This is a genomic window from Nocardioides sp. NPDC058538, from assembly GCF_042719275.1.
GTDB lineage: Bacteria > Actinomycetota > Actinomycetes > Propionibacteriales > Nocardioidaceae > Nocardioides.
In genome coordinates this window covers 1-22,339 of the sequence record NZ_JBHXNY010000011.1, presented here as the reverse complement: position 1 = coordinate 22,339, position 22,339 = coordinate 1, and the positions used below count along the sequence as shown (strand labels likewise).

Annotated in this window: 18 protein-coding genes; 11 read left to right on the top strand and 7 right to left on the bottom strand. The window is 70.5% G+C overall.

What is annotated here, in order from left to right:
- Window positions 1–12: 12 nt before the first annotated feature.
- Together ACFWQC_RS12360 and ACFWQC_RS12355 are read right to left on the bottom strand one after the other, a co-directional pair.
- On the bottom strand, window positions 13–1,041 hold the full coding sequence (locus ACFWQC_RS12360; RefSeq protein WP_378677779.1) for a helix-turn-helix domain-containing protein: 1,029 nt from the start codon (window positions 1,039–1,041) through the stop codon (window positions 13–15).
- Between the two features lie 51 nt (window positions 1,042–1,092).
- Window positions 1,093–2,097, bottom strand: coding sequence for an alpha/beta hydrolase (locus tag ACFWQC_RS12355; RefSeq protein ID WP_378677776.1), 1,005 nt, complete (start codon window positions 2,095–2,097; stop codon window positions 1,093–1,095).
- 166 nt (window positions 2,098–2,263) lie between these two features.
- On the opposite strand from ACFWQC_RS12355, the gene hrpA reads away from it, so the two are divergent.
- The 3 genes from hrpA (at window position 2,264) to ACFWQC_RS12340 (ending at window position 8,461) form a co-directional block, all read left to right on the top strand.
- Window positions 2,264–6,151: an ATP-dependent RNA helicase HrpA gene (gene hrpA, locus ACFWQC_RS12350; protein WP_378677773.1), complete on the top strand. Its 3,888-nt coding sequence runs from the start codon at window positions 2,264–2,266 to the stop codon at window positions 6,149–6,151.
- Between the two features lie 112 nt (window positions 6,152–6,263).
- On the top strand, window positions 6,264–6,860 hold the full coding sequence (locus ACFWQC_RS12345; protein ID WP_378677770.1) for a hypothetical protein: 597 nt from the start codon (window positions 6,264–6,266) through the stop codon (window positions 6,858–6,860).
- Between the two features lie 56 nt (window positions 6,861–6,916).
- Window positions 6,917–8,461 carry an HD domain-containing phosphohydrolase gene (locus ACFWQC_RS12340; protein WP_378677767.1) on the top strand — a complete coding sequence of 515 codons (1,545 nt, stop codon included), beginning with the start codon at window positions 6,917–6,919 and terminating at the stop codon, window positions 8,459–8,461.
- Here the strand turns inward: ACFWQC_RS12340 and ACFWQC_RS12335 are convergent.
- Window positions 8,451–9,260 carry an alpha/beta fold hydrolase gene (locus tag ACFWQC_RS12335; protein ID WP_378677764.1) on the bottom strand — a complete coding sequence of 270 codons (810 nt, stop codon included), beginning with the start codon at window positions 9,258–9,260 and terminating at the stop codon, window positions 8,451–8,453. The two genes, ACFWQC_RS12340 and ACFWQC_RS12335, sit on opposite strands and share 11 nt — an antisense overlap.
- The gene (locus ACFWQC_RS12330) at window positions 9,257–10,126 is read right to left on the bottom strand and encodes an alpha/beta fold hydrolase (RefSeq protein ID WP_378677761.1); all 870 of its coding nucleotides are present in this window, start codon (window positions 10,124–10,126) and stop codon (window positions 9,257–9,259) included. Before ACFWQC_RS12330 ends, ACFWQC_RS12335 begins: the two co-directional genes overlap by 4 nt.
- 299 nt (window positions 10,127–10,425) lie before the next feature.
- Between ACFWQC_RS12330 and ACFWQC_RS12325 the strand changes: the two genes are divergently transcribed.
- Both ACFWQC_RS12325 and ACFWQC_RS12320 read left to right on the top strand, forming a co-directional pair.
- Window positions 10,426–10,836 (top strand): type II toxin-antitoxin system PemK/MazF family toxin, encoded by a 411-nt coding sequence (locus ACFWQC_RS12325; RefSeq protein ID WP_378677758.1) that lies wholly within the window; start codon window positions 10,426–10,428, stop codon window positions 10,834–10,836.
- 160 nt (window positions 10,837–10,996) lie between these two features.
- Complete coding sequence (locus tag ACFWQC_RS12320) at window positions 10,997–12,361, top strand: ABC transporter substrate-binding protein (protein ID WP_378677756.1); 1,365 nt, start codon at window positions 10,997–10,999, stop codon at window positions 12,359–12,361.
- Window positions 12,362–12,554: 193 nt separating this feature from the next.
- Here the strand turns inward: ACFWQC_RS12320 and ACFWQC_RS12315 are convergent, their stop codons facing one another.
- Both ACFWQC_RS12315 and ACFWQC_RS12310 read right to left on the bottom strand, forming a co-directional pair.
- On the bottom strand, window positions 12,555–13,820 hold the full coding sequence (locus tag ACFWQC_RS12315) for an HRDC domain-containing protein (RefSeq protein WP_378677753.1): 1,266 nt from the start codon (window positions 13,818–13,820) through the stop codon (window positions 12,555–12,557).
- Between the two features lie 79 nt (window positions 13,821–13,899).
- Window positions 13,900–14,538: a DUF3000 domain-containing protein gene (locus ACFWQC_RS12310; RefSeq protein ID WP_350660578.1), complete on the bottom strand. Its 639-nt coding sequence runs from the start codon at window positions 14,536–14,538 to the stop codon at window positions 13,900–13,902.
- A 70-nt stretch (window positions 14,539–14,608) separates the two neighbouring features.
- On the opposite strand from ACFWQC_RS12310, the gene hemE reads away from it, so the two are divergent.
- On the top strand, window positions 14,609–15,691 hold the full coding sequence (gene hemE, locus ACFWQC_RS12305; RefSeq protein ID WP_378677750.1) for a uroporphyrinogen decarboxylase: 1,083 nt from the start codon (window positions 14,609–14,611) through the stop codon (window positions 15,689–15,691).
- Window positions 15,692–15,702: 11 nt separating this feature from the next.
- On the opposite strand, the gene ACFWQC_RS12300 is transcribed toward hemE, so the two are convergent.
- Window positions 15,703–16,599 carry a LysR family transcriptional regulator gene (locus ACFWQC_RS12300; protein WP_378677747.1) on the bottom strand — a complete coding sequence of 299 codons (897 nt, stop codon included), beginning with the start codon at window positions 16,597–16,599 and terminating at the stop codon, window positions 15,703–15,705.
- Window positions 16,600–16,745: 146 nt separating this feature from the next.
- Between ACFWQC_RS12300 and ACFWQC_RS12295 the strand changes: the two genes are divergently transcribed.
- The 5 genes from ACFWQC_RS12295 (at window position 16,746) to ACFWQC_RS12275 (ending at window position 22,279) form a co-directional block, all read left to right on the top strand.
- Window positions 16,746–17,987 (top strand): acyl-CoA dehydrogenase family protein, encoded by a 1,242-nt coding sequence (locus ACFWQC_RS12295; protein WP_378677744.1) that lies wholly within the window; start codon window positions 16,746–16,748, stop codon window positions 17,985–17,987.
- Window positions 17,988–18,162: 175 nt separating this feature from the next.
- On the top strand, window positions 18,163–19,269 hold the full coding sequence (sfnG, locus tag ACFWQC_RS12290) for a dimethylsulfone monooxygenase SfnG (RefSeq protein ID WP_378677741.1): 1,107 nt from the start codon (window positions 18,163–18,165) through the stop codon (window positions 19,267–19,269).
- Window positions 19,266–20,474: an SfnB family sulfur acquisition oxidoreductase gene (locus ACFWQC_RS12285; protein ID WP_378677738.1), complete on the top strand. Its 1,209-nt coding sequence runs from the start codon at window positions 19,266–19,268 to the stop codon at window positions 20,472–20,474. Before sfnG ends, ACFWQC_RS12285 begins: the two co-directional genes overlap by 4 nt.
- A gap of 33 nt (window positions 20,475–20,507) precedes the next feature.
- On the top strand, window positions 20,508–21,656 hold the full coding sequence (locus ACFWQC_RS12280) for an LLM class flavin-dependent oxidoreductase (protein ID WP_378677735.1): 1,149 nt from the start codon (window positions 20,508–20,510) through the stop codon (window positions 21,654–21,656).
- 125 nt (window positions 21,657–21,781) lie between these two features.
- On the top strand, window positions 21,782–22,279 hold the full coding sequence (locus tag ACFWQC_RS12275; protein WP_378677732.1) for a flavin reductase family protein: 498 nt from the start codon (window positions 21,782–21,784) through the stop codon (window positions 22,277–22,279).
- Window positions 22,280–22,339 lie beyond the last annotated feature (60 nt).

Below are 22,339 nucleotides of genomic sequence, written 5' to 3'. Positions count from 1 at the left end.
ACCAAGGCTCGCCTAGTGCGGATCGTCCACGACCTGCTGGGCGGTGCCGTGGGCCACACGCCACAGCAGCAGCGTGACCGCCGCACGCTGACGTCCCCGTCCTTTGATGGGTGAGTAGCCGAGCTGACCACTCAGCCAGGTCAGCCGCTCCTGCAGCGTCGAATGGTGCACGTGGAGCATCGCAGCCGACTGCCTCAGGCTCGGCTGGTCGAGCACCGCGTGGAGCGTTTCCACGACCCACGGATGGCCGGCGAGCAGCTCGTCCAGACGTCGTACGTCACCCACCGCCGCTGCCTCGTCGGCGCTGATCCGCTCGGCGATGACGGCAAGTGCCCCGAGGTCGTCGTAGCGGACCATCGCAGGGGCGAGGCCGCCGGCGTCGGCGGCCAGCCGGAGGGCCGTACGCGCCTGCTCCAGCGCGGTCGGCAGCTGCAGCGGGTCGGGGGCGACGGCGACGCCCGCACGGACGCCCTCCGGGATGGTGGGCGTGCCGGGAAGCAGCGCGACGACCAGGGCGCCGACCGTGCTGATCAGCGTCGCCCGCAGGTGGGCCGAGGTGCTCAGCACGACCGTGACGGGGCCGCTCAGGCCGAGCCGTGCGACCGCGTCCCGCCGGTCGGCGTCGGTCGCGTCGGGGTCGCACGCGATCCTGACCAGCCCGCTCGTCGAGGGATCGGACGAGCCCGTGCTGAGCGCCTGCAGGGCGCGGGCGGCCCGCTCGAGGATGAGTGCGTCGAGCGGGCCGTCGTCCCCGGTGCGCTCGAGCCACAGCCAGGAGCCGGGCTGGCCGGGGATCGGCTCGTGGTGCCAGCCGCCCTCGGCCTCGCCGGTCAGCGCGCGGCCATCTGCCGCGAACCGCTTGACGAGGCCGCGCGCGGCGTCATGGAGGCCTGCGGGGGAGCCGGCCAGCGCCGCCGCGGCGCGCACCACCGCAGCCGTCGACGTCCGCTCGTCCACGAGCCGGTCGAAGTGGTCGATGACGCGCAGCGCACTGGCCGTGTCGTCGTCGACCACCTCGAGCTTGCCGATCAGATCTCGCACCTGAACCTCCCTGGCCCACTCTCGCCCACGGAGGGCGAGCAAGCCAGCGGATCAGGCCTCGAGTGCCCTGCGGATGAATTCGTCACGGGTCGCGATCGAGGCACGGGAGACCGCGGCGTGCCCGGCCATCATGTCGAACCCGTGGAACCCGCCGCCCCACATGTGGAGGTCGACGCTGACGCCGGCCTCCGAGAGCCGGCGCGCATAGGTCAGCGTCTCGTCGCGGAACGTCTCCGTCGAGCCGGTGTCGATGTATGTACGGGGAAGGCCGGTGAGATCCTCGGCGCGCGCGGGCGCTGCGTACGGGGAGACTTCGGGGCCACCCCGGCGTTCGCCGAGCAGTGCTGTCCAGCCGAACAGGTTGGCCTCGCGGTCCCAGACTCCCTCGTCGTCGAGCATCCGGCTGCTGTGGGTCTCGAAGCGGTCGTCGAGCATCGGGCAGATGAGGATCTGGTGGCTCAGCTTCGGGAAGGACCGGTCGCGGGCGAGCAGCGCCGTGCCCGCGGCGAGGCCGCCGCCGGCGCTGGCTCCCGCGATCATGAGGTGCTCGGGGTCGATGCCGAGCTCAGCGGCGTTCTTCGCGGTCCAGACGAGGCCGGCGTAGCAGTCCTCCACGGGCGCGGGGTCGGGATGCTCCGGGGCGAGGCGGTACTCCACCGACGCGACCACGGCGGTGCCGTCTGCGACGTGCGGGAGGAAGGCCTCCACGCCGAACACCCGATTTCCGATCACCATGCCGCCGCCGTGGATGTGGTAGATCACCGGGCGCGGCGGCCCGTCGACGGTCGGGCTCAGGATCAGCAGCGTGATGTCGGGGGCGCCCTCCGGGCCGGGAACCTGCCGCTCCTCGACCCTGACTGCGCCGCCGACGGTCAGATCCGCCGGCTCCATGCCGGGGAACCCATCGGCGCTCTGCTGCCGTATCAGCGGGAGGATCTCGGCCGAGAAGGGCGGGATGCCCTGGCGTACCGCCTCGAGGACCGGTACGAGCTCGGGATCGAACGGCGGCCGGATGGGGGTGTCGGGGAAGATCTCGCTGGTGGTCGTCTCGGTCATGGCCACTCCTTCGTCGGGGGTGCCCCCAGCCTCCCTCGTGACCGTTGTCGACGGAACCCGGCCTGTGGCGGGAATCACATCCGCTGCCCCCGCCATCCGGCGGGCGGGGTTCCCCGAGAAACCGATGTGCGGTCGAGGGGTACGCCGGGGGAGAATGGGTGACCTCATGTCCGAGACCGACCAGCCCGCCGCCACCTCCGTCGCGATCACCTACCCTGCCGAGCTCCCGGTCACCCAGCGCCGCGAGGACATCGCCGCGGCCATCCGTGACCATCAGGTCGTGATCGTCGCCGGTGAGACCGGGTCGGGAAAGACGACCCAGCTGCCCAAGATCTGCTTGGAGCTCGGGCGCGGGTCCGCCGGACTGATCGGGCACACCCAGCCGCGCCGGATCGCGGCCCGGTCGGTGGCCGAGCGGATCGCCTCCGAGCTCGGCACCTCGCTCGGCGACCTGGTCGGCTATCAGGTGCGGTTCATGGACAAGTCCTCGGCCGCCTCGCGGATCAAGCTGATGACCGACGGCATCCTGCTCGCCGAGCTGCAGCGCGACCGCGACCTGCGCAAGTACGACACGATCATCATCGACGAGGCCCACGAGCGGTCGCTCAACATCGACTTCCTGCTGGGCTATCTGCGCCGGCTGCTGCCGCGGCGACCCGACCTGAAGCTGATCATCACCTCCGCGACGATCGACCCCGAGCGGTTCGCGGCCCACTTCTCCGATGTGAGGACCGGTGAGCCGGCGCCGATCATCGAGGTCTCCGGCCGCACCTATCCGGTCGAGGTCCGCTACCGGCCGCTGATGGAGCTCTCCGAGGAGGACGAAGAGGGCGAGGTGGTCGTCCGCGACCAGACCGAGGCCATCGTCGACGCGGTCAAGGAGCTCTCGGCCGAGGGGCCGGGTGACGTCCTCGTCTTCCTTCCCGGCGAACGTGAGATCCGGGACGCGGCCGACGCGTTGTCGGATGGGCTGGGGCTGAACAAGGGGCGCTCAACTGGTCTCGTCGAGATCATCCCGTTGTTCTCGCGGCTCTCGGCCGCCGACCAGCATCGCGTCTTCTCGCCTCATACCGGCCGCCGAATCGTGCTCGCGACCAACGTCGCCGAGACGTCGCTGACGGTCCCCGGGATCAAGTACGTCGTCGATACCGGTGTCGCCCGCATCTCGCGCTACTCCGCCCGCACCAAGGTCCAGCGGCTGCCCATCGAGCCGATCTCGCAGGCCTCGGCGAACCAGCGGTCGGGGCGTACGGGGCGGGTCGAGGCGGGCATCGCGATCCGCCTCTACTCCGAGGAGGACTTCGAGGGGCGGCCGGAGTTCACCGACCCCGAGATCCTCCGCACCAACCTGGCCTCGGTCATCCTGCAGATGGCCTCCCTCGGGCTCGGGGACATCGCCCGGTTCCCGTTCGTGGAGGCGCCGGACCGGCGCAACATCACCGCCGGCGTACAGCTTCTCGAGGAGCTCGGCGCGATGCGGGGGCAGCGGCTGACCAAGCTGGGCCGCCGGTTGGCCCGGCTGCCCATCGACCCGCGACTGGCCCGGATGGTGCTCGAGGCCGAGCGGCTCGGGTGCGTACGCGACGTCATCGTCGTCGCCGCCGCCCTCTCGCTCCAGGACCCGCGTGAGCGGCCGGGGCAGGACCACCCCAAGGAGCAGGCGCAGGCCGACCAGCTGCACGCGCGGTTCAAGGACGAGACCTCCGACTTCCTCACCTGGCTCAACCTGTGGCGCTACCTGAAGCAGCAGCAGCACGAGCTCTCCTCCAGCGCGTTCCGGCGGCTGTGCAAGCGGGAGTTCCTGCACTACGTACGCGTCCGGGAGTGGCAGGACCTGGAGTCGCAGCTGCGCCAGGTCTGCCGGGAGATGAAGATCGATCTCGGCAAGGGACACCGCGACGTCATCGAAGCCGGCGAGGACGCGGCCGAGACTGGACTGAATACTGCGGGGGCGGCGTACGACGCCGACGGGATCCATCAGGCGCTGCTCTCCGGGCTGCTCTCCCACATCGGGGCGCTCGAGGAGCGGGACTCGAAGGCCGACGCGGCGCGAGCGCGGGAGAAGCGGCGGCCCGGCCCGCGGGAGTACGAAGGCGCCCGAGGTGCGAAGTTCGCGATCTTCCCCGGGTCGGCGCTGCACCGGAAGAACCCGCAGTTCGTGATGTCCGCCGAGCTCGTCGAGACGTCCCGGCTCTGGGCCCGGCAGAACGCCTCGATCAAGCCCGAGTGGGCCGAGAGCCTCGGCCGTGACCTGGTCAAACGCACCTACTCCGAGCCGCACTGGTCCCAGAAGCGTGCCTCGGTGATGGCGCGGGAGAAGGTGACCCTCTACGGCGTGCCGCTGGTCGCCGACCGCCCCGTCGCCTTCGGCAAGATCGATCCCGAGCTCTCGCGCGAGCTCTTCATCCGGCATGCGCTGGTCTACGGGGAGTGGCGTACGAACCACCGCTTCCTCCGCGACAACGCGAAGCTCGTCGAGGAGGCCGAGGAGCTCGAGCACCGCGCCCGGCGCCGCGACATCGTCGTTGACGAGCACGCGCTCTTCGACTTCTACGACCGCCGGCTGCCTGCCTCCATCGTCTCCGGGGCCCACTTCGACCAGTGGTGGAAGCAGGCCCGGCGGGAGACGCCCGACCTGCTCACCTTCGAGCTGTCGATGCTCACCAACGACGCCGCGGGAGAGGTGACCGAGAGCGACTTCCCGGCCACCTGGGACGCAGGCCCGTTGACGTTCGATCTCAGCTACCATTTCGAGCCGGGGACGGCCGACGACGGGTTGACGATCGACGTACCCGTCGCCACGCTCAACCGCGTCGGCGCCGAGGACTTCTCCTGGCTGGTGCCGGGGCTGCGCGAAGAGCTGGTGACCGCGCTGATCCGGTCGCTTCCCAAGCCGCTGCGGGTCAGCTTCGTGCCTGCCCCCGACAAGGCGCGCGCCTTCCTGAAGGAGACCCCGCCGGGGGAGGAGCCGCTGCTGACCGCGCTGGAGCGCTGGGCGCGCTCGACCGCGGGCGTACACATCCCTCGCGAGGCCTGGGACTGGACCAAGGTGCCCGAGCACCTGCGCCCGACCTACCGGGTCGTCGGCGAGGACGGCAAGGAGACCGCGAAGGGCAAGGACCTCGACGCGCTCAAGGCGCCGCTCGAGGGGGAGTTCAAGGCGGCCATCGCCGAGGTCGCGGCGTCGGCCGGTCACACCCGCACCGGCGAGACGAGCTGGGTCTTCGGTGACATCGCCACCACGGTGACCGAGAAGCGCGCCGGTCATGAGGTCACGGTCTTCCCGTGCCTCTCCGACGAGGGCACGACGGTCGGTCTCGTCGTCGCCGGATCCGCGGAGGAGGCCGAGGCGCGTCATCGACTCGGCGTCGTACGGCTGCTGGTCCTCGCTCTCCCGAATGTGGGCAAGGAGGTCGTCGACGGGCTCTCCACCATGGAGAAGCTCGCGCTGGCCGGATCCCCCTACCCGAGCGCCGCCGAGCTCGTCGAGGACTGCCGCGCCGCCGTCGTCCAGCAGCTGGTCGATGCCCGTCCGCTTCCGCGGACGCAGGAGGCGTACGCCGCCGTCCTGGCCGCCGCCGGCACGCCGGCCGACCTGGTCGCGGCCGTCCGCGCGGTCCTGGCTGACGTGATGCGGGCGCTCGAGGCCTATCGCGAGACCGACAAGGCCCTCTCCGGGCGGGCCGACATGTTCCAGCTCCCGGCGCTGACCGACATGAAGGACCAACTGGCGCGCTTGGTGCACCGAGGGTTCGTCGCAGAGGCGGGTGCCCAGCAGATCAGGCGGTATCCGACCTATCTGAAGGCCATCGTCGAACGCCGCCGCAAGCTCGACGCCGACCTGCGCGCCGACCGGACGACCCACGACCGGATCGCGTCTCTCCAGGACGCCTACCTGCACCAGGTCGAGGCGCTCGCCGAGGGCCGGCCGCCCGGACCGCGGCTGCGGCAGGTGCGGTGGATGCTCGAGGAGTACCGCGTCCAGCTGTGGGCCCAGCATCTCGGCACCGCCGAGAAGGTCTCCGACGCGCGGATCCGCAAGCTGCTGGGGTAGCGCCTGCGGGGGTGTAACACGTCGTTCGTAGGACTTTCCGGTCGTTCCAATAGGGCGAGTAGTCCTACGAACGACGTGTTACATGTGTGCGGCGGCCGCTACGCTCGATCCGATGTCCAGAGAGTTTCATTCGCCGATGCGTCCCGGGGACGGCTTCTTCGACTCCCTCCTCGGGGGCGACGACCCTGCCCTGGTGCAGGAGGCGGCCGACGCGGCGGCGACAGCGCTCGTGCGCGGGGCGCGGGACAGCGACGACCCCGCGGTCGCCGAGCGGATCCTCCATCTCGCCGAGTCCGAGGGCATCGAGACGATCGCTGAGGTCTGGTCGAGCTCGCCGGCGGAGTCGCTGGCCGGCTGCCTGTGGCGGCTCTACCTGCTCCGCAGCTGGGTCTACGCCGACCCGGTCGGCGCTGCGCGCGAGTTCGACGCCGGCCGGGCGAAGGCCCAGGTCGCGCAGGTCGTTGCCGGTGTCGCGGAGCCTCCCGGCCCGCAGGAGCTCAAGGCGATGGTCGACGAGGTGCTGCGCGGCATCGCCGGCAGCGACTTCGCCGTGGTGCTCCTCCGCGCCGCCGCGTTCTCCCGCGTCATCGCCGCCGGACGGGCGGCCCTGGACCCGGACGCGGCAGCCAAGGACGTACGCAACATGCTGCAGCTCTCCGAACAGCTCGAGGCCGCGGGGCATGCGGAGCTCGAGCATCGTCTCAGCTGAGCTCCCCCGGGTGGTAGGAGTGGCGGGGGCTCACACACCTCGGGCACGATGGAGCGGTGACCGACCATCGGTTGCGGATGATGGAGCTGCTGGCTGCGCTCTCCGTCACCACTGACTTGGGCATGGGGCAACCTCCGGAGACCGCGCTGCGGTCGAGCCTGCTTGCGACCGGGCTCGCCCGCGCGATGAATCTGCCCGAAGAGGACGTACGCAACGCTCGCCTCGGCACGCTGCTGCGCCACATCGGGTGTACGGCGACCGCCTCGGTGGAGGCGCGCTGGTACGGCGGGAACGAGCTGGTGTCACGTCGGGCGGCCCAGCCAACGGATTTCGGCAGTCCCCGCGAGATGCTGCAACTGACCCTCGGCACGGGGCGCGGCGAGGGGCTCAGGCGCCCGGCGAAGGTCGCCAAGGTGGTCATCGGCGACGTGCGGCATGGCGATGAGATCCTCAGGTCGGTCTGCGACGCGGCATCGATGCTCGCTCGGCGGCTCGGGCTCGGGCGCGCCGTGCAGGACTGCCTGGCGCAGCAGTTCGAGCGGTGGGACGGCAATGGGCCTCACGGCTTGGCGGAGGACGCGGTCGCGCTGCCCGCGCGGGTGGGTGAGGTCGCCACGCAGGTGGTGCTGTTCCTCGACGCGGCCGGTCCGGACTCGGCGCTCGCCATGGTGGCGGAGCGCGCGGGCGGCTGGTTCGCCCCTGACGTCGTGGCAACGTTCAAAAAGGCAGGTCCGGGACTGTTGGCGGAACTGGTCGCCGCCGATCCCTGGCAAGCCCTCCTCGAGACCGAGCCGGCGCCGGTCGCATACATTGCCGAGTCCGATCTCGACGGGATGGCGCGATGCTTCGCCGACATGGTCGACCTCAAGTCGTCGTACACCGTCGGCCACTCCAGCGAGGTGGCTGAGCTGACGGAGACGGCCGCGCGAACCCTCAACCTCTCCGACACCGACGTCGTCTCCCTGCGCCGAGCGGCGCTGCTGCACGATCTCGGCCGGGTGGGCGTCACGAGCGGAGTCTGGGACAAGAAGGGGCCGCTGACCCGTGGCGAGTGGGAGCAGGTCCGGCTGCACCCGTACCTCACCGAGCGGATCCTCTCCTGCTCTGCGACCCTGGCGCCGCTGGGCTGGATCGCCGGACTGCACCACGAGCGGCTCGACGGCAGCGGTTACCACCACGGCGTCTCCGCGTCGGCGATCCCGCCCTCAGCCCGGATCCTTGCGGCCGCCGACACCTTCCAGACCGCCACCCAGGATAGGCCCCACCGGCCGGCGGGCACGGCCGAGCAGGCCGCCGAGCACCTCACCGCCGAAGCGGTCGCCGGACGGCTCGATGTCGACTGTGTCGCTGCCGTCATCGCCGCCGCAGGGCAGGACCGGCCGCGAGTACGCCGCGAGTGGCCGTCCGCTCTCAGCGACCGTGAGGTCGAGGTGTTGCGGTTGCTCGCCCGCGGGGCGTCGAATCAGCAGATCGCGGTGCGCCTGGTGATCTCCCGGCGCACCGCAGAGCACCACGTCCAGCACATCTACACCAAGATCGGCCGCTCCACCCGCGCCGCCGCCACGCTCTACGCCATGGAGCACGACCTCCTCACTCCCTGACGAACTCGCTCACGATCCTCGCCACCATCGCCGGGTCCGTGCGATGCGCGATGTGGGCCTGGCCGGGCAGCCTGCGCACCCGGGCGCCCGGGATCGCCGCACGTGCCGCGGCCGTGGTCCGCACGATATCTGGCGGGCTCTCGGTGCCCGACAGCAACAGCGTCGGTGCGCTGATGCGGTCCATCGAGCCGCCGGCGTACGTCCATTCCTGCTCGGCTCGCGCTTCCCGGACCACCGTGGGCGCCGTAGCGACCCGACCGGGCCACTCCGGCTCGGCCCGCCGCTCCGCGATCTGCTCATCGGTGAGCTCCAGCAGGTCGCGCAGCACCATCACGATCGCCGTCTCGTGATCACCGCCGGCCACCACCTGTTCGACCCGGTCGATCCACCCGGCCGGATACGGGAGGCCCAGGCTCGGCTCGTAGAGCACGACGTGGCTGACGTTGCCGGTCAGCGCCGCCGCGCCCATCGCGCAGCTCGCGCCGAACGAGTGTCCCCACAGCACCACCGGGTCGCCGGTCCGTGCCGTGACGGCGTCGACGACAGCCACCACGTCGGCGAACTCCCTCCCCAGTGAGTACGCCGGGGCGTCGCCGCTGGCGCCGAATCCGCGCCGGTCCATCGCGTACGTCGTGAATTCGGCCGTCAGCTCGGCCACCAGCGCTGCCGAGATGGTGTGATCCTGGATGGATCCGTGCACCAGCACCAGCGGCGGGCCGTGTCCCTCGACCCACACCGCCAGGTCGACACCGTCGGGGGAGCGGACCGTGAGGCGTTCGACCTCGGTGGAGGCGGTCATCGCCGGTCCACCTCGTGCGACTCGATGAAGCCGACCAGCGCGGCGACGTACTCCTCGGGGTGCGTCACGTGCGGGATGTGCCCGGCTCCGGAGTAGGTGATCCGGGAGGCGTGCGGCAGCAGTTTCGCGAGCTGGCGCTCGATGTGCTGGAATATCGGCGGACTCTGGTCACCGGAGGTGAGCAGGGCAGGGCCGCCGTAGCGGGCCAGCTCGGCCTCGCCAACGAGCAGCCGCTCGGTGTCGCGGAGCTCGTCGAGAAAGGTCGGCGCGTTGGCGATCATCATCGCTCGCATGGCTTCGGGCAACCGTGCCCAGCTGCCGGGCCCGAGTGCCACCTGTTCGGCGAACTGCTCGGCCGCCCCTGCGTGGTCGCCCGTGGCGATGCGCCGGCCGACCTCGGTCAGCGGGCCGCTCTCGATCTCGGCCACCGCGTGCGCCTCCTGGCTGCCTGCTTCGAGCAACCCGAAGAGTGGGGGTTCGTGCGCGACGATGCCGCGCAGGATCTCTGGCCGTGCGGCTGCCAGCTTCACGGTCACGGCGGCTCCGAAGGAGCTGCCCACCACCCACGCGGGGGCGACGCCGAGCTGTTCGATCAGGGCGGCCAGGTCGGCGACGTCCTCCGAGAAGTGCCCGTGCCCGGGCGGGCGCTGACTTTCGCTGTGGCCGCGCCGGTCGTATGAGACGACCCGGAAGCGCTCGGCCAGCCCGGGGACGACCGCGTCCCAGTTGTGGTGCGACCCCCAGGATCCGTGGACCAGCACGAGCGGGGTGCCCGTGCCGCCGGTGTCGGCGTACGCGATCCGCACGCCGTCGACCCTGATGAACGCCAGCTCCTCCTGCCGAGTGCCGGCTGCCGTGGTTGCCACTATGACCACCCCTTGTGACTGATGTGTTGTTGCCACCAGCATCGCCAGGGCATCGCGGTGGCGGCATCGGTAGTTCTGCCCATCCGTGATGTAGCCTCCTGTCCGCTTTGATGCGGGTGAGGTTGGGGGCACCGTTACACTGGTGACCGAACACGTCGGGCTGCGGCAGCCCCGGGTCCCAACTTCAGCCGCTTCGAGCGGCCTTGCGCCGTGAGGCGCTCCCGGTCCGGCGTGTTCATCATCTTTTCGGTGCACTCGGCTGGGCGGCCATGACGCCAGCCACCGACCAAGGAGCCGTAGTGACCGACACCCAGCCCGCAGCGCGCGAGGGCGCCATCTCCTACGAGCCCGAGATCGGTGACGGCAACGCCGACCCGGGCGAGGTCGTGTGGGGCTGGGTTCCCTACGAGGACGACGAGACCCAGGGCAAGGACCGTCCGGTCCTCGTGATCGGCCAGAAGGCCGGCGTACTCCTGTCTCTGATGCTGACCAGCAAGGACCACGACCGCGACGAGGCGCAGGAGGCGCGGAACGGGCGCCACTGGATGGATGTCGGCACCGGCGGCTGGGACCGCCAGGGGCGGCCCTCCGAGGTGCGCCTGGACCGGCTGATCCGGATGGATCCCGCAGACGTACGCCGTGAGGGCGATGTGCTGGCCAAGGAAATCTTCGATGATGTGATCAAGGCCGCACGCGATCACCTCGCCTGAGGCGGTCCTGGGGCTGTTCTGACGTGCCTTCTCCGGCTGTGCTTTCTCAGGCGGTGCTTTCTCAGGAAGCGTCCAGGTAGGTATCGTAAAGTGAATCGCTGGTAAACCGGGTCTGTGGTTGCATCACAGACCCGGTCCTGGTGTTGAGATGGAGGAAATGGTGCGGCGCACGCGGCTGGCAACGGCGCTTCTGGTGGCGGTTCTCTCGGCGTCCCTCGCCGCCTGCGGTGGTGGTGACCCGGCCTCGAAGCCATCGCCGAGCACCACGACGAAGGCGCCGACCAAGGTGAAGCTCGTCTTCGGGGTCTCCGGCCACAAGACGGTGGTCGACACCTACAAGCAGCTGGCCGCCGAATACACCCAAGAGGTCCCCAACGTCACCGTCGAGGTGAAGTCCTGGCCGACCGCCGACCAGCTCACCGCGGCGGTCAGCAGCGGCGAGAAGATCGACGTGGTGCTCACCCCGCGTGCCGACGTCGCCACGTTCGCCGAGGACAAGCGGATCCAGCCCGTCGACACCCTGCTCGAGGCCCGCAACGTCGACTTCGGCGACAAGTACTCCCGTGAGGCGATGGAGGACTTCTCCGTCGAACGCCGCCTGGAGTGCATGCCCTACTCGGTCTCGCCGCAGGTCGTCTACGTCAACACCGGGCTGATCGACTTCGACGCCATGAAGGAGGAGGGCCTGCCCACGCCCAGCGTACGGGCCGATGGCTCCCTGCGTGGCTGGACTCTCGAGCAGTTCAGCTCGGCCATGACGTACGCCGCTGAGCACCGCAAGGGTGTCCGGGGCACCTACGTCGAGCAGAACCTCTCCGCGCTGATGCCCTGGCTCGCCGGTGCCGGCGCGACCCTCTTCGACGACCCGCTGGTTCCGACGTCCACCGCGCTGGAGGACTCAGCCGGGGCGTACGAGGACCTGGTCGAGGCGTTGACCCAGCCCAACGTGCTGGCCACCGCGAAGGACCTCAACGGCCGCACCCCGTTCCAGGCTTTCAAGCAGGGCCGCCTGGTGGCGCTGGTCGGTGACCGTTCGCTGGTCTCGGACCTTCGGGCGACCGAAGCGATGGAGTGGGACGTGATGCCGATGCCGGGTGGCAACGGCACCACCGGCGACTACGCCGGCCTCTGCATGGGCTCGGAGACCGCCGACCCCGACGCCACCGCCGACTTCCTCACCTACCTCATCTCGACCGAGTCGGTCGTGAAGATGGTCCGCACCGGCCACTTCGTGCCGGTCAACTCCGAGGTCGGCTACGCGCCGGTCTTCACCCAGCCCGAGCGGAACCCCAAGAACGCCCGGATCTTCACCGACACCGTGCGCGACATGCAGGTCCTCCCCGAGGCCACCCAGCTCGCCCAGCTCCAGAAGGTCGCCGCCGCCGCCGTACGAGGCTCCTTCGCGGTCACCGAGCCCGACCAGGTCGAGGACTACGCCGTCCAGATCGACGAGCTCTCCAAGACCGTCTTCCCCCAGCCGACGCCGCCGGCCTCCCCGTCGCCCTCCATCTCACCCAGCTCCTAGCTGCCGAGCCGAGGCGTCACCCCCGTCGCCCGAGGTGTCACGTACGTCGGTCGAGAAGTCGGCTAGGTCGGTCGAGTCGTCACGACGATGCCACCTCGGCCGTCCTCAGTGACGCTTCGGCCGACGGGCCTGACGTCTCGGTCACTCCCTCGCTCGGCGCGAGCGGACGAGCAAGCTCGCCGCTCGACCTCGCTCAGTTCGTCTCGACGTGGAGGACGGCGTCGGTGAGGAGCGGGGCGGTGAGGGCGATCTGCCAGCCGCGGGCGCCGAAGCCGGAGAGGAGCTCGATGATGCCGTCGAGCAGGGCGCCGGGGTCGCGGGTCTTCGGGGGCGTCCACATGGCGCGGCGCAGGAAGTCGGGAGTGAGCAGGTTCTCGGCGGGGAGGTTGCGGGCCTCGGCGAGGGCGTTGACGGACTCGCGCGCCAGCGTGAGACGACGGGCGGCAGCAGGGTCCTTGTCGGCCCACGCGCGCGGTGGGGGAGGACCGTCGGAGCGCGGCGACCGCACCGGGAGCTCGTCCTCCTCCATCGTGATCGCGCGGTTGAGCGCCTTCACCCAGGAGGTCGAGTAGCGCTCGGCGCCACGACCGTGGAAGCCCTTCAGGCCGAGCAGCGCGGCCTTCTCCTGCGGGAGGTCCTGCGCGGCGGCGACGATCGCGGCATCTGGAATGATCCGGCTCGGGGTGACGTCACGCTGCTGCGCGATCCGGTCGCGCTCGGTCCACAGCTCACGCACCGCGGCTAGGCCGCGGCGCCCGCGGACGCGGTGCATGCCGGAGGTGCGCCGCCAGGCATCCGTACGCACCGGCGCCTCGAACCCGCGCAGCCAGTCGAACTCCTGGCGGGCCCAGGCCTCCTTGTCCTGCGCGACGAGCTCGTCAGCCAGCGCGTCGCGCAGCTCGACGAGCACCTCGACGTCGAGCGCGGCGTACTCCAGCCAGGCGTCCGGCAGCGGCCGGGTCGACCAGTCGGCCGCGGAGTGCTCCTTGAGCATGGTGAAGCCCAGCACCGTCTCGACCAGGGTGCCGAGCCCGACGCGCGGATAGCCCAGCAGCCGGCCGGCGAGCTCGGTGTCGAAGAGGGCGGAGGGGTGCAGGCCGAGGTCGCTGAGGCAGGGCAGGTCCTGGGTGGCGGCGTGCAGGATCCATTCGGTGCCCTCGAGCGCGTCGACCAGCGGCTGCATCGTGGACAGCTCGGTCGGGTCGATCAGCCAGATCCCGGAGCCTTCGCGGCGCAGCTGGATCAGGTAGGCGCGGTTGGAGTAGCGGTAGCCGGAGGCGCGCTCGGCATCGATCCCGACCGGACCCGAGCCGGCGGCGATGGCCGCGGCGGCCTTGACCAGGCCCTCATCGGTGTCGGTCACCGGAGGCAGCCCGTCGCGCAGGGTCAGCAGTGGCGCCGGAGCAGCATCTTCTGGTGTGTCCGGCCCTGTTTCGGCCTCGGTGTTGTCTTCGATCACGCCGCCACCTCCGTAGCGCAGGCGCCAGTATACGGAAGCGGTGGCGCGATGGTCGTGACGGTCGCTCGCTGACGCTCGCTCACGCGCCTCGCTGCCCTCGCCGGCTCGGTATGACGGTGACGCCCTCCGGCACCGGAGGAAGTCCCGCGGCCGTGCAGAGCAGCTCGCCCCATGCCTCGGTGTGTGGTCGCAGGTCCAGGTCGCCCGAAGCCGTGCCGACCGGGGTCCAGGAGGCGCGGATCTCGATCTGCGCGGTGCCGTCCTCATCGGCCATCCCGCCGTAGGACTCGGTGGCGACGCGGGTCACGGTGCCCGCCGCGGCGACGTGCTCGGCGCCGTGACCGGAGAGCGCGTCGAGGAGCCAGGACCAGCCGACCTCACCCAACAGCGGATCGCTGATGTGCTCGACGTCGATATCGGCCCGCGCGTACGCCACCAGGCGGAACGTGCCGGGCAGTCCGTGCACCGTGCCCCACGCATCGTTGCCGTCGGGGTCGTGCAGCAGGATCAACCGTCCGGTCGCCACGTCGACGTCGTCGACCGTCACCTCGGCGGACAGCGCCGCGGCGTACGGAGCGATCCGCTGGGGCGCCGGCATCTCCTCGGCCAGCACCTCGGGTCTGAAGGTCGCGGCGCGCATCCCTTCCGCGGCGGACCGGAACACGGCGGGACCGGTCTCCGGTCCCGCGGCGGGACGCGACTCTCCACGGACGACCATGTGAACAGGGTATGTCTTCTGCGCGATTCGCGATGTGCGTACACGCCGCACCGGATGGGACCATTGCCAGGTGGCCGCTGAACAAACCTCTGGGAAGACCCCCGACCTGCTCGCATCTTCCCCGTTCCTGCAGGCACTCGCGGGGCAGAAGCCGAGCCGTACGCCGGTGTGGTTCATGCGCCAGGCCGGCCGGTCGCTGCCCGAGTATCTGAAGGTCCGTGAAGGCATCGGCATGCTCGAGTCCTGCCAGGACGCCGACCTGATCACCGAGATCACCCTGCAGCCCGTACGCCGCTACGGGGTCGACGCGGCCATCTTCTTCTCCGACATCGTGCTGCCGCTGAAGGCGGTCGGTGTCGACCTCGACATCAAGCCCGGTGTCGGCCCGGTCATCGCCAACCCGGTGCGCACCCTGGCGGACGTGGAGGCGATCCCGGACCTGACCCCGGAGCACGTCACCTACATCACCGAGGCCGTCCAGAACCTCACCGGTGAGCTGGCCGGCATCAATGGCGGCACCCCGCTGATCGGCTTCGCCGGCGCCCCGTTCACCGTCGCCTCCTACCTGGTCGAGGGCGGCCCCTCGAAGGAGTACGCCAAGACCAAGGCGCTCATGTTCGGCGCCCCCGACGTGTGGGACGCCCTGATGCGCAAGATCGCCGGGATCTCCGGTGCGTTCCTGGAGGTCCAGGTCCGCGCGGGTGCCTCCGCGGTGCAGCTCTTCGACTCCTGGGCCGGCGCCTGCACGCCCGCCGACTACGAGCGTCACGTGCTGCCCTACTCCACCCAGGTGCTGACCCGGATCGGCGAGCTCGGTGTCCCGCGGATCCACTTCGGCGTCAACTCCGCCATGCTCCTTCCGCTGATGGGCAGCGCCGGTGCCGAGGTCGTCGGTGTCGACTGGCGTACGCCGCTGGACTGGGCGGTCACCCAGCTCGGCGACGACTTCGGCGTCCAGGGCAACCTCGACCCCGCTCTCGTCTTCGCGCCCACCGAGGTGATGCTCGAGCAGGCCGGGAAGATCATCGAGGCCGGGCGGCGCGCCAAGGGCCACGTCTTCAACCTCGGCCACGGCGTCATCCCGAGCACCGACCCCGACCAGCTCGCCCGGCTCACCGAGTTCGTGCAGAGCTACGAGCCGGCCGAGGGCTGAGCCCGAGAGGGTCAAGAGCGGGCAGCCGTCTCGGCGAGCAGGTCGAGTAGGCTGCGCGCCCCCGAGGTCGTACGCGCGTTGTGCCGTCGCACCGCGACCATCGTGACCCGCGAGCGGTCCCCGGCGAGGGGACGTACGGTGATGTGCCCGCCGGTCTCGCGGGGGTCGCCGACGACGCTGTAGTCCGGCAGCAGGGTCAGTCCGAGGCCCTCGCCGACCATCATCTTGCCCATCTCGGCGCCGTCGGTGGCGTGCCAGTGGTGGGGGAGGTCGCGACCGAAGACGCGGTGGGCGAAGCGATACATCAGGTAGCCCGAGCGCATGCCGACGAACGGCTCCTCGCGAAGCTCCTCGACGGTGATCTCGTCGCGGGACGCGAGCGGGTGGTCCGCGGGCAGCACCACGATCGGCCGTCCGTGGAGAAGCACGGTGCCCTCGACCGTCGGCGGCAGGTCGTCGCCGTCGAGCAGGTTGACCAGGCCGATGTCGATGGTGCCCTCGGCGAGGGCGAGGTAGATGTCCTCCTGCACCATGGTGCGCACCTCGACGCTCGTGCGCGGGTGCTCGTCGGCGAATCTCCGCAAGGTCGGTAGCAGCACGGTCGAGGTGCCGGCGTGGACCGTCCCGACCCGCACCGAGCTGACCCCGGCGCTCTGATCGCCGGCGGCCAGGCGGAGGCGGTCGACGGCCTCGAGGACGTCGGACATGGAGTGCAGCAGCTCCTGGCCATCGCGGCTGATCCGGGCCCCGGCGCGGCGCCGGTCGAGCAGGGTCACGCCGAGCTCGCGCTCGAGCTTGGTGATCGCCTCGCTCAGGGCGGGCTGGGAGATGTGGAGCTGCTCGCTCGCGCGGCGCAGCGAGCCGTACTGGGTCACGGCTGCGATGTACTCCAGCTGCTCGATCCTCACGCTGTCCTCTCGTCGGTCGGTGATCGGTCATCCCGAGCGGGTGATCGGTGATGGCTGGCGTCCAGCCTGCCTCACGCCGACCATTCTCAAGTAATTTGGTCGAATAAAGACAGAAACATCCACGACGCAAGACATGAGAGGGCGCGATGACAACCGAAGCTGTACGCACCGCCGCGGAGTTCGGCGCGGCACCCACGACTCCGGAGGGCTGGGTCGACCGTGCCCGCGAGGTGGCCACCAGGCTCTCCGTGGACGCGGTCGCCCGCGACCGGGCCAACCAGATCCCGACGTACGAGGTGAACCTGCTCAAGGAGAGCGGCCTGGTCACCCTGCTCGGCCCCGCCGAGCACGGCGGTGCCGGCCAGGACTGGACGACCGCGCTGCGCGTGGTCCGGGCGGTCGCCGCGGGTGACGGCTCGATCGGGCAGCTGCTCGGCTACCACTACCTGTGGGCCTGGGCGGCGCGGCTGGTCGGCACCCCGGAGCAGATCGCTGCCGTCGAGCAGCTCTACACCGAGAACAACTTCTTCTTCGGCGGCGCGGTCAATCCGCGCGACGACGACCTGGTGATCAGGGTCGAGGGCGACGAGCTCGTCTTCACTGGCCGCAAGTCGTTCTCGACCGGCGGACGGATCTCCGATCTGACCGTGCTCGAGGGAGTCATCGAGGGCACGGAGAAGCACGTCTTCGCGATCGTCCCGACCCAGCAGGAGGCCATCGTCTTCGCCGGCGACTGGGACAACCTCGGCCAGCGGCTCACCGAGTCCGGCGCCGTCGAGATCAACGGCGTGCGGGTCCCCTGGGAGTCCGCGGCGGGCTACGTGAAGCAGGAGGACGGGACGTACGAGTTCGTCCCGCGGGTCTACAACACCCTCAACGTGCCGATCATCCAGCTCATCTTCACCAACTTCTATCTCGGGATCGCGGAGGGCGCCCTGGCGACGGCGGCGACCTACACCCGCGACACGACCCGCGCCTGGCCCTACGCCGGAGACGTCAAGGAGACGGGGAGCGAGGAGTTCTACATCCAGGAGACGTACGGCGACCTGACCTCGAAGCTGTGGGCGGCCCAGGCGTTGGCCGAGCGTGCGGCCGGCCTGATCGAGGCCATCAACGCGCGCGCCGACGAGGTCACCGAGCAGGAGCGCGGCGAGGCGGCGGTCGTGATCGCCGCGGCCAAGCAGGTCGCGATCGACGTCGGTCTCGAGGTCGGCACCAAGGTCTACGACCTCACTGGTGCCCGGGCGACGTCCAACAAGGTCGGGCTGGACATCGCGTGGCGCAACATCCGGACGCACTCGCTGCACGACCCGGTGGCGCACAAGCGCGCCGAGGTGGGCCGCTATGCGCTGCTCGGGGAGATCCCCGCGCCGACCTGGTACACGTGAGCCGGCCGTCGGTGATCTGTAGGGCCTCTCGCCCCGACGCCGCCTGATAGGCGTCGCCTTTCACGGGATCTGGGCCACTGATCAGCACGGCCGGTGGTCCACATCGGGAGATCCGGTCCCGTCGCATGTTTAATCCGATAAGTTTAATAGACATTCGCGATCCAAGGAGACCAGCATGACTTCACCGGCAACCGAGCCCCTGAAGTTCGCCTACTGGGTGCCCAACGTCAGCGGCGGCCTGGTGGTGAGCAAGATCGAGCAGCGCACCGACTGGAGCTACGACTACAACAAGAGGCTCGCGCAGCTGGCCGAGAACAACGGCTTCGAGTACGCCCTGTCCCAGGTGCGCTACATGGCCTCGTACGGCGCGGCCTACCAGCACGAGTCCACCTCGTTCTCCCTCGCGCTGCTGCTGGCCACCGAGCGGCTCAAGGTGATCGCCGCGGTCCACCCGGGGCTCTGGCAGCCCGGCGTACTGGCCAAGTTCCTGGCCACCGCCGACCACATCTCCGGCGGGCGGGCGGCCGTGAACGTCGTCTCGGGCTGGTTCAAGGACGAGTTCACCCAGCTCGGCGAGCCGTGGCTCGAGCACGGCGAGCGCTACCGCCGCTCGGAGGAGTTCATCCGCTACCTCCGCGAGATCTGGACGAGCGACGCCGCCGAGCTCAACGGCGACTTCTACCGGCTGCACGACTTCGACCTGAAGCCGAAGCCGCTGGCCAGCGAGGGCCGGCCTCATCCGGAGATCTTCCAGGGCGGCAACTCCTCCGACGCCAAGGCGATGGCCGGCCGCGTCTCTGACTGGTACTTCGCCAACGGCAACACCCCCGAGGGTCTCGCCGCGCAGATCAAGGACGTCAACGCGGTCGCCGGGCCGCTGGGACGCCGGGTCAGGTTCGGGATCAACGGCTTCATCGTCGCCCGCGACACCGAGAAGGAGGCGCGCGACACTCTCCGGGAGATCATCGACAAGGCCGACCGCGAGGCCGTCGAGGGCTTCGGCTCCGCGGTCAAGCAGGCCGGGCAGTCGACGGGGGACAAGACCGGGATGTGGCAGGACTCCAGCCTCGAGGACCTGGTGCAGTACAACGACGGCTTCCGGACGGGACTGATCGGCACGCCCGAGCAGGTCGCCGAGCGGATCGTCGAGCTCAAGAGGGCCGGCGCCGACCTGATCCTCGGCGGCTTCCTGCACTACCTCGAGGACGTGGAGTACTTCGGTCAGCGCGTCCTGCCGATCGTGCGCGAACTCGAGGCCCAGCAGCTGGAGTCCGTGGCTTGAGCACGACGGAGATCGCCCGACTCGACGCCGAGACCGCGCCGCTGGTCGCGCGGCGGCTGGCCGACGAGCTCGCGCTCGGCGACGGCGGGCGCGACCGGGTCAGGGCGCTGCCCTACGACCAGGTCAAGGCGTACGCCGCCGCCGGGCTCGGCGCGCTGACCGTCCCGCTCGAGTTCGGCGGTCCGGCGCTTTCGGCCACGACCGTGGCGGAGGTGTTCCGGCTGGTCTCGTGGGGTGACCCCAATGTCGGCCAGGTCCCGCACAGCCACTTCGTGTTCCTGAACCAGCTCCGGCTGAACGGCACCCGTGAGCAGCAGCAGCGGATCTACAGCGAGGTGCGGGCAGGCGCACTGGTCGCCAACGCGCAGTCGGAGTTCGGCACCAAGCACGTGCGCGACATCCGGACGACCCTCGCGCCTGCGCGGGAGGACGGACAGTGGCTGCTGAACGGTGAGAAGTTCTACTGCACCGGCTCGCTCTTCGCCGACTATCTCGCCGTGCTCGCGCGGCGTGACGTCGACGGGCCGCTGCAGGTGGCCTGGGTCCGCACGGAGACTCCCGGCGTCGAGATCATCGACGACTGGGACGCCGTCGGGCAGCGTACGACCGGTTCCGGCACGGTGCGCCTCACCGACGTAGCCGTGGCCGAGGAGTGGGTGACGCCGTTCGCGGTCACCTTCGACGTGCCGACGACCTACGGCGCCTTCGCCCAGCTGCTGCACGCGGCCATCGACGCCGGGATCGCCCGGCGCGCGCTGGACGAGGCGTCCGAGTTCGTACGCACGAAGTCCCGGCCCTACGCCGACGCCGTCGCGCTCGCCGGTGCCGAGACAGCCGCGCAGGACCCGCTGGTCGTCCAGGCCTTCGGCGAGATGGAGCTGTCCGTACGCAGCGCCGAGGCGCTCCTCGCCGAGGCGGCGCAACGCGTGGACGAGGCCGATGCGGACCTCACCGAGGCATCGGCCGCGGAGGCGAGCCTGGCCGTGGCGGCTGCCCGCGCGTCGACGGCGAAGGTGTCGGTCGACGTCACCAGCCGGCTGCTCGAGGTCTCTGGCACCCGGGCGGCCCTGACGTCCACCAACCTCGACCGCCACTGGCGTAACGCGCGCACCCACACCCTTCACGACCCGGCCGCCTGGAAGGTGCAGCACCTCGGACGGTGGGCCGTCGACGGCACCGCACCACCGCGGCACGGGCAGATCTGACACATCCCCACACATCCCACCCGAAAGGCAGCGATGAGCACGCTCAAGTTCCACTGGTTCCTCCCGACCAACGGCGGCGACGGCCGTCACGTGATCGGCGGCGGTCACGGCGTCAGCGCGCTGGCGTCGGGCCGTCCGGCGACGGTGCCCTACCTCGGCCAGATCGCCCGCAGCGCCGAGCAGCTCGGTTTCGAGGCTGCGCTGACGCCGACCGGCGCGTGGTGCGAGGACGCCTGGGTGACGACCGCGATGCTCAGTTCCGTCTCGGAGCGGCTGAAGTTCCTGGTCGCCTTCCGGCCCGACTCGGTCTCGCCCTACCTGGCCGCGCAGATGGCCGGCACCTTCCAGAACCTGTCCGGGCAGCGGCTGCTCCTCAACGTCGTCACCGGAGGTGAGGACCACGAGCAGCGGATGTACGGCGACTTCCTGGCCAAGGACGAGCGCTACGAGCGGTGCGGGGAGTTCCTGCACATCGTCCGCCGACTGTGGGCGGGGGAGACGGTGACCTTCACCGGGTCGCATCTCTCGGTGGAGAACGCCCGGCTCGAGCAGCGGCCCACGCCGGTCCCGGACGTCTACTTCGGCGGCTCCTCGCCGGCGGCCCTGGAGGTCGCCGCCGAGTACGCCGACGTCTACCTGACCTGGGGCGAGCCCCCGGCCGCGGTCGCGGAGAAGATCGGACGCGTGCAGAAGCTGGCAGCCGACCGCGGCCGCGAGCTCCGCTTCGGGATCCGGCTGCACTCGATCGCCCGCGAGACCTCGTCCGCCGCGTGGGCCGAGGCCGACCGGCTGCTGGAGAACATCTCCGACGAGGACATCGAGCGCGTCCAGGCGGGGCTGTCCCGCAGCGTCTCGGAGGGTCAGCGGCGGATGCTGGAGCTCAACCAGGGTTCGCGCGACAGGCTCGAGATCCACCCCAACCTGTGGGCGGGCGTCGGGCTGGTCCGGGGCGGTGCCGGGACCGCACTGGTCGGCTCCTACACCGAGATCGCCGACCTGATCGAGGCCTACCACTCCGTCGGGATCTCCGAGTTCGTGCTCTCCGGTTACCCGCACCTGGAGGAGTCCTACTGGTTCGGCGAGGGCGTCCTACCCGAGCTCGCGCGTCGCGGCCTGTGGTCCCACCCCGCCCCCGTCGCCGGTCGAGGGGCAGCGGTGCCCTTCGGCGCCGCGGCCCAGTAGGAGGCGAACGTGTCCACCCCCACAGCCACCTCCGCCAGCCCCAGCTGGTCGCGTCGCGCCGCCGGCCTCGTCTTCGACAAGCTCTACGAGTCGCGGGCTGTGCCCGCGAGAGAGATGGTGGCTTGATGACCGGTCCGTTGCGTACGAATCAGGATCTCGACCCAGCCGCGCTGCGGCAGGCTTTCGGGGCCTTCCCCAGCGGGGTGGTGGCGGTCGCCGCGGTGGTCGACGGCCGCCCCGTCGGTCTGGCCGCGTCGTCGTTCACCTCGGTCTCCCTGGACCCGCCCCTGGTCTCCTTCTCGGTCGCCAGGACCTCGAAGACCTGGCCCGACCTGCGGCGCTCCTCGCACCTGGGCGTCACCGTTCTCGCCGAGCACCACGGTGAGGTCTGCCGCCAGCTCGCCGGTCCCGTCGACTCCCGCTTCGACGGGTTGGTCGTCAGCGCATCCCCCGAGGGGGCGCTGACGCTGGACGAAGGCCTGGCGCGGTTCGACTGCACCGTCTACCGCGAGGTCGAGGCCGGCGACCACATCGTCGTACTCCTCCAGCTTCACGCCGCCGACCACGGCGTCGGCCAGCCCCTCGTCTTCCACCGCTCCAACTTCGGGAAGCTGGTCAGCTGACCCCACCCTGCCGAGGCGTCACCTACGTCGGCCGAGATGGCATTCCGGTGCCATCTCGGC

Excerpts from the sequence above, each read along its gene's own strand:
- ACFWQC_RS12355 (WP_378677776.1), bottom strand. The coding sequence starts at position 2,097 with ATGACCGAGACGACCACCAGCGAGATCTTCCCCGACACCCCCATCCGG.
- hrpA (WP_378677773.1), top strand. The coding sequence starts at position 2,264 with ATGTCCGAGACCGACCAGCCCGCCGCCACCTCCGTCGCGATCACCTAC.
- ACFWQC_RS12345 (WP_378677770.1), top strand. The coding sequence starts at position 6,264 with ATGTCCAGAGAGTTTCATTCGCCGATGCGTCCCGGGGACGGCTTCTTC.
- ACFWQC_RS12335 (WP_378677764.1), bottom strand. The coding sequence starts at position 9,260 with ATGACCGCCTCCACCGAGGTCGAACGCCTCACGGTCCGCTCCCCCGAC.
- ACFWQC_RS12310 (WP_350660578.1), bottom strand. The coding sequence starts at position 14,538 with ATGGTCGTCCGTGGAGAGTCGCGTCCCGCCGCGGGACCGGAGACCGGT.
- ACFWQC_RS12295 (WP_378677744.1), top strand. The coding sequence starts at position 16,746 with ATGACAACCGAAGCTGTACGCACCGCCGCGGAGTTCGGCGCGGCACCC.
- sfnG (WP_378677741.1), top strand. The coding sequence starts at position 18,163 with ATGACTTCACCGGCAACCGAGCCCCTGAAGTTCGCCTACTGGGTGCCC.
- ACFWQC_RS12280 (WP_378677735.1), top strand. The coding sequence starts at position 20,508 with ATGAGCACGCTCAAGTTCCACTGGTTCCTCCCGACCAACGGCGGCGAC.
- ACFWQC_RS12275 (WP_378677732.1), top strand. The coding sequence starts at position 21,782 with ATGACCGGTCCGTTGCGTACGAATCAGGATCTCGACCCAGCCGCGCTG.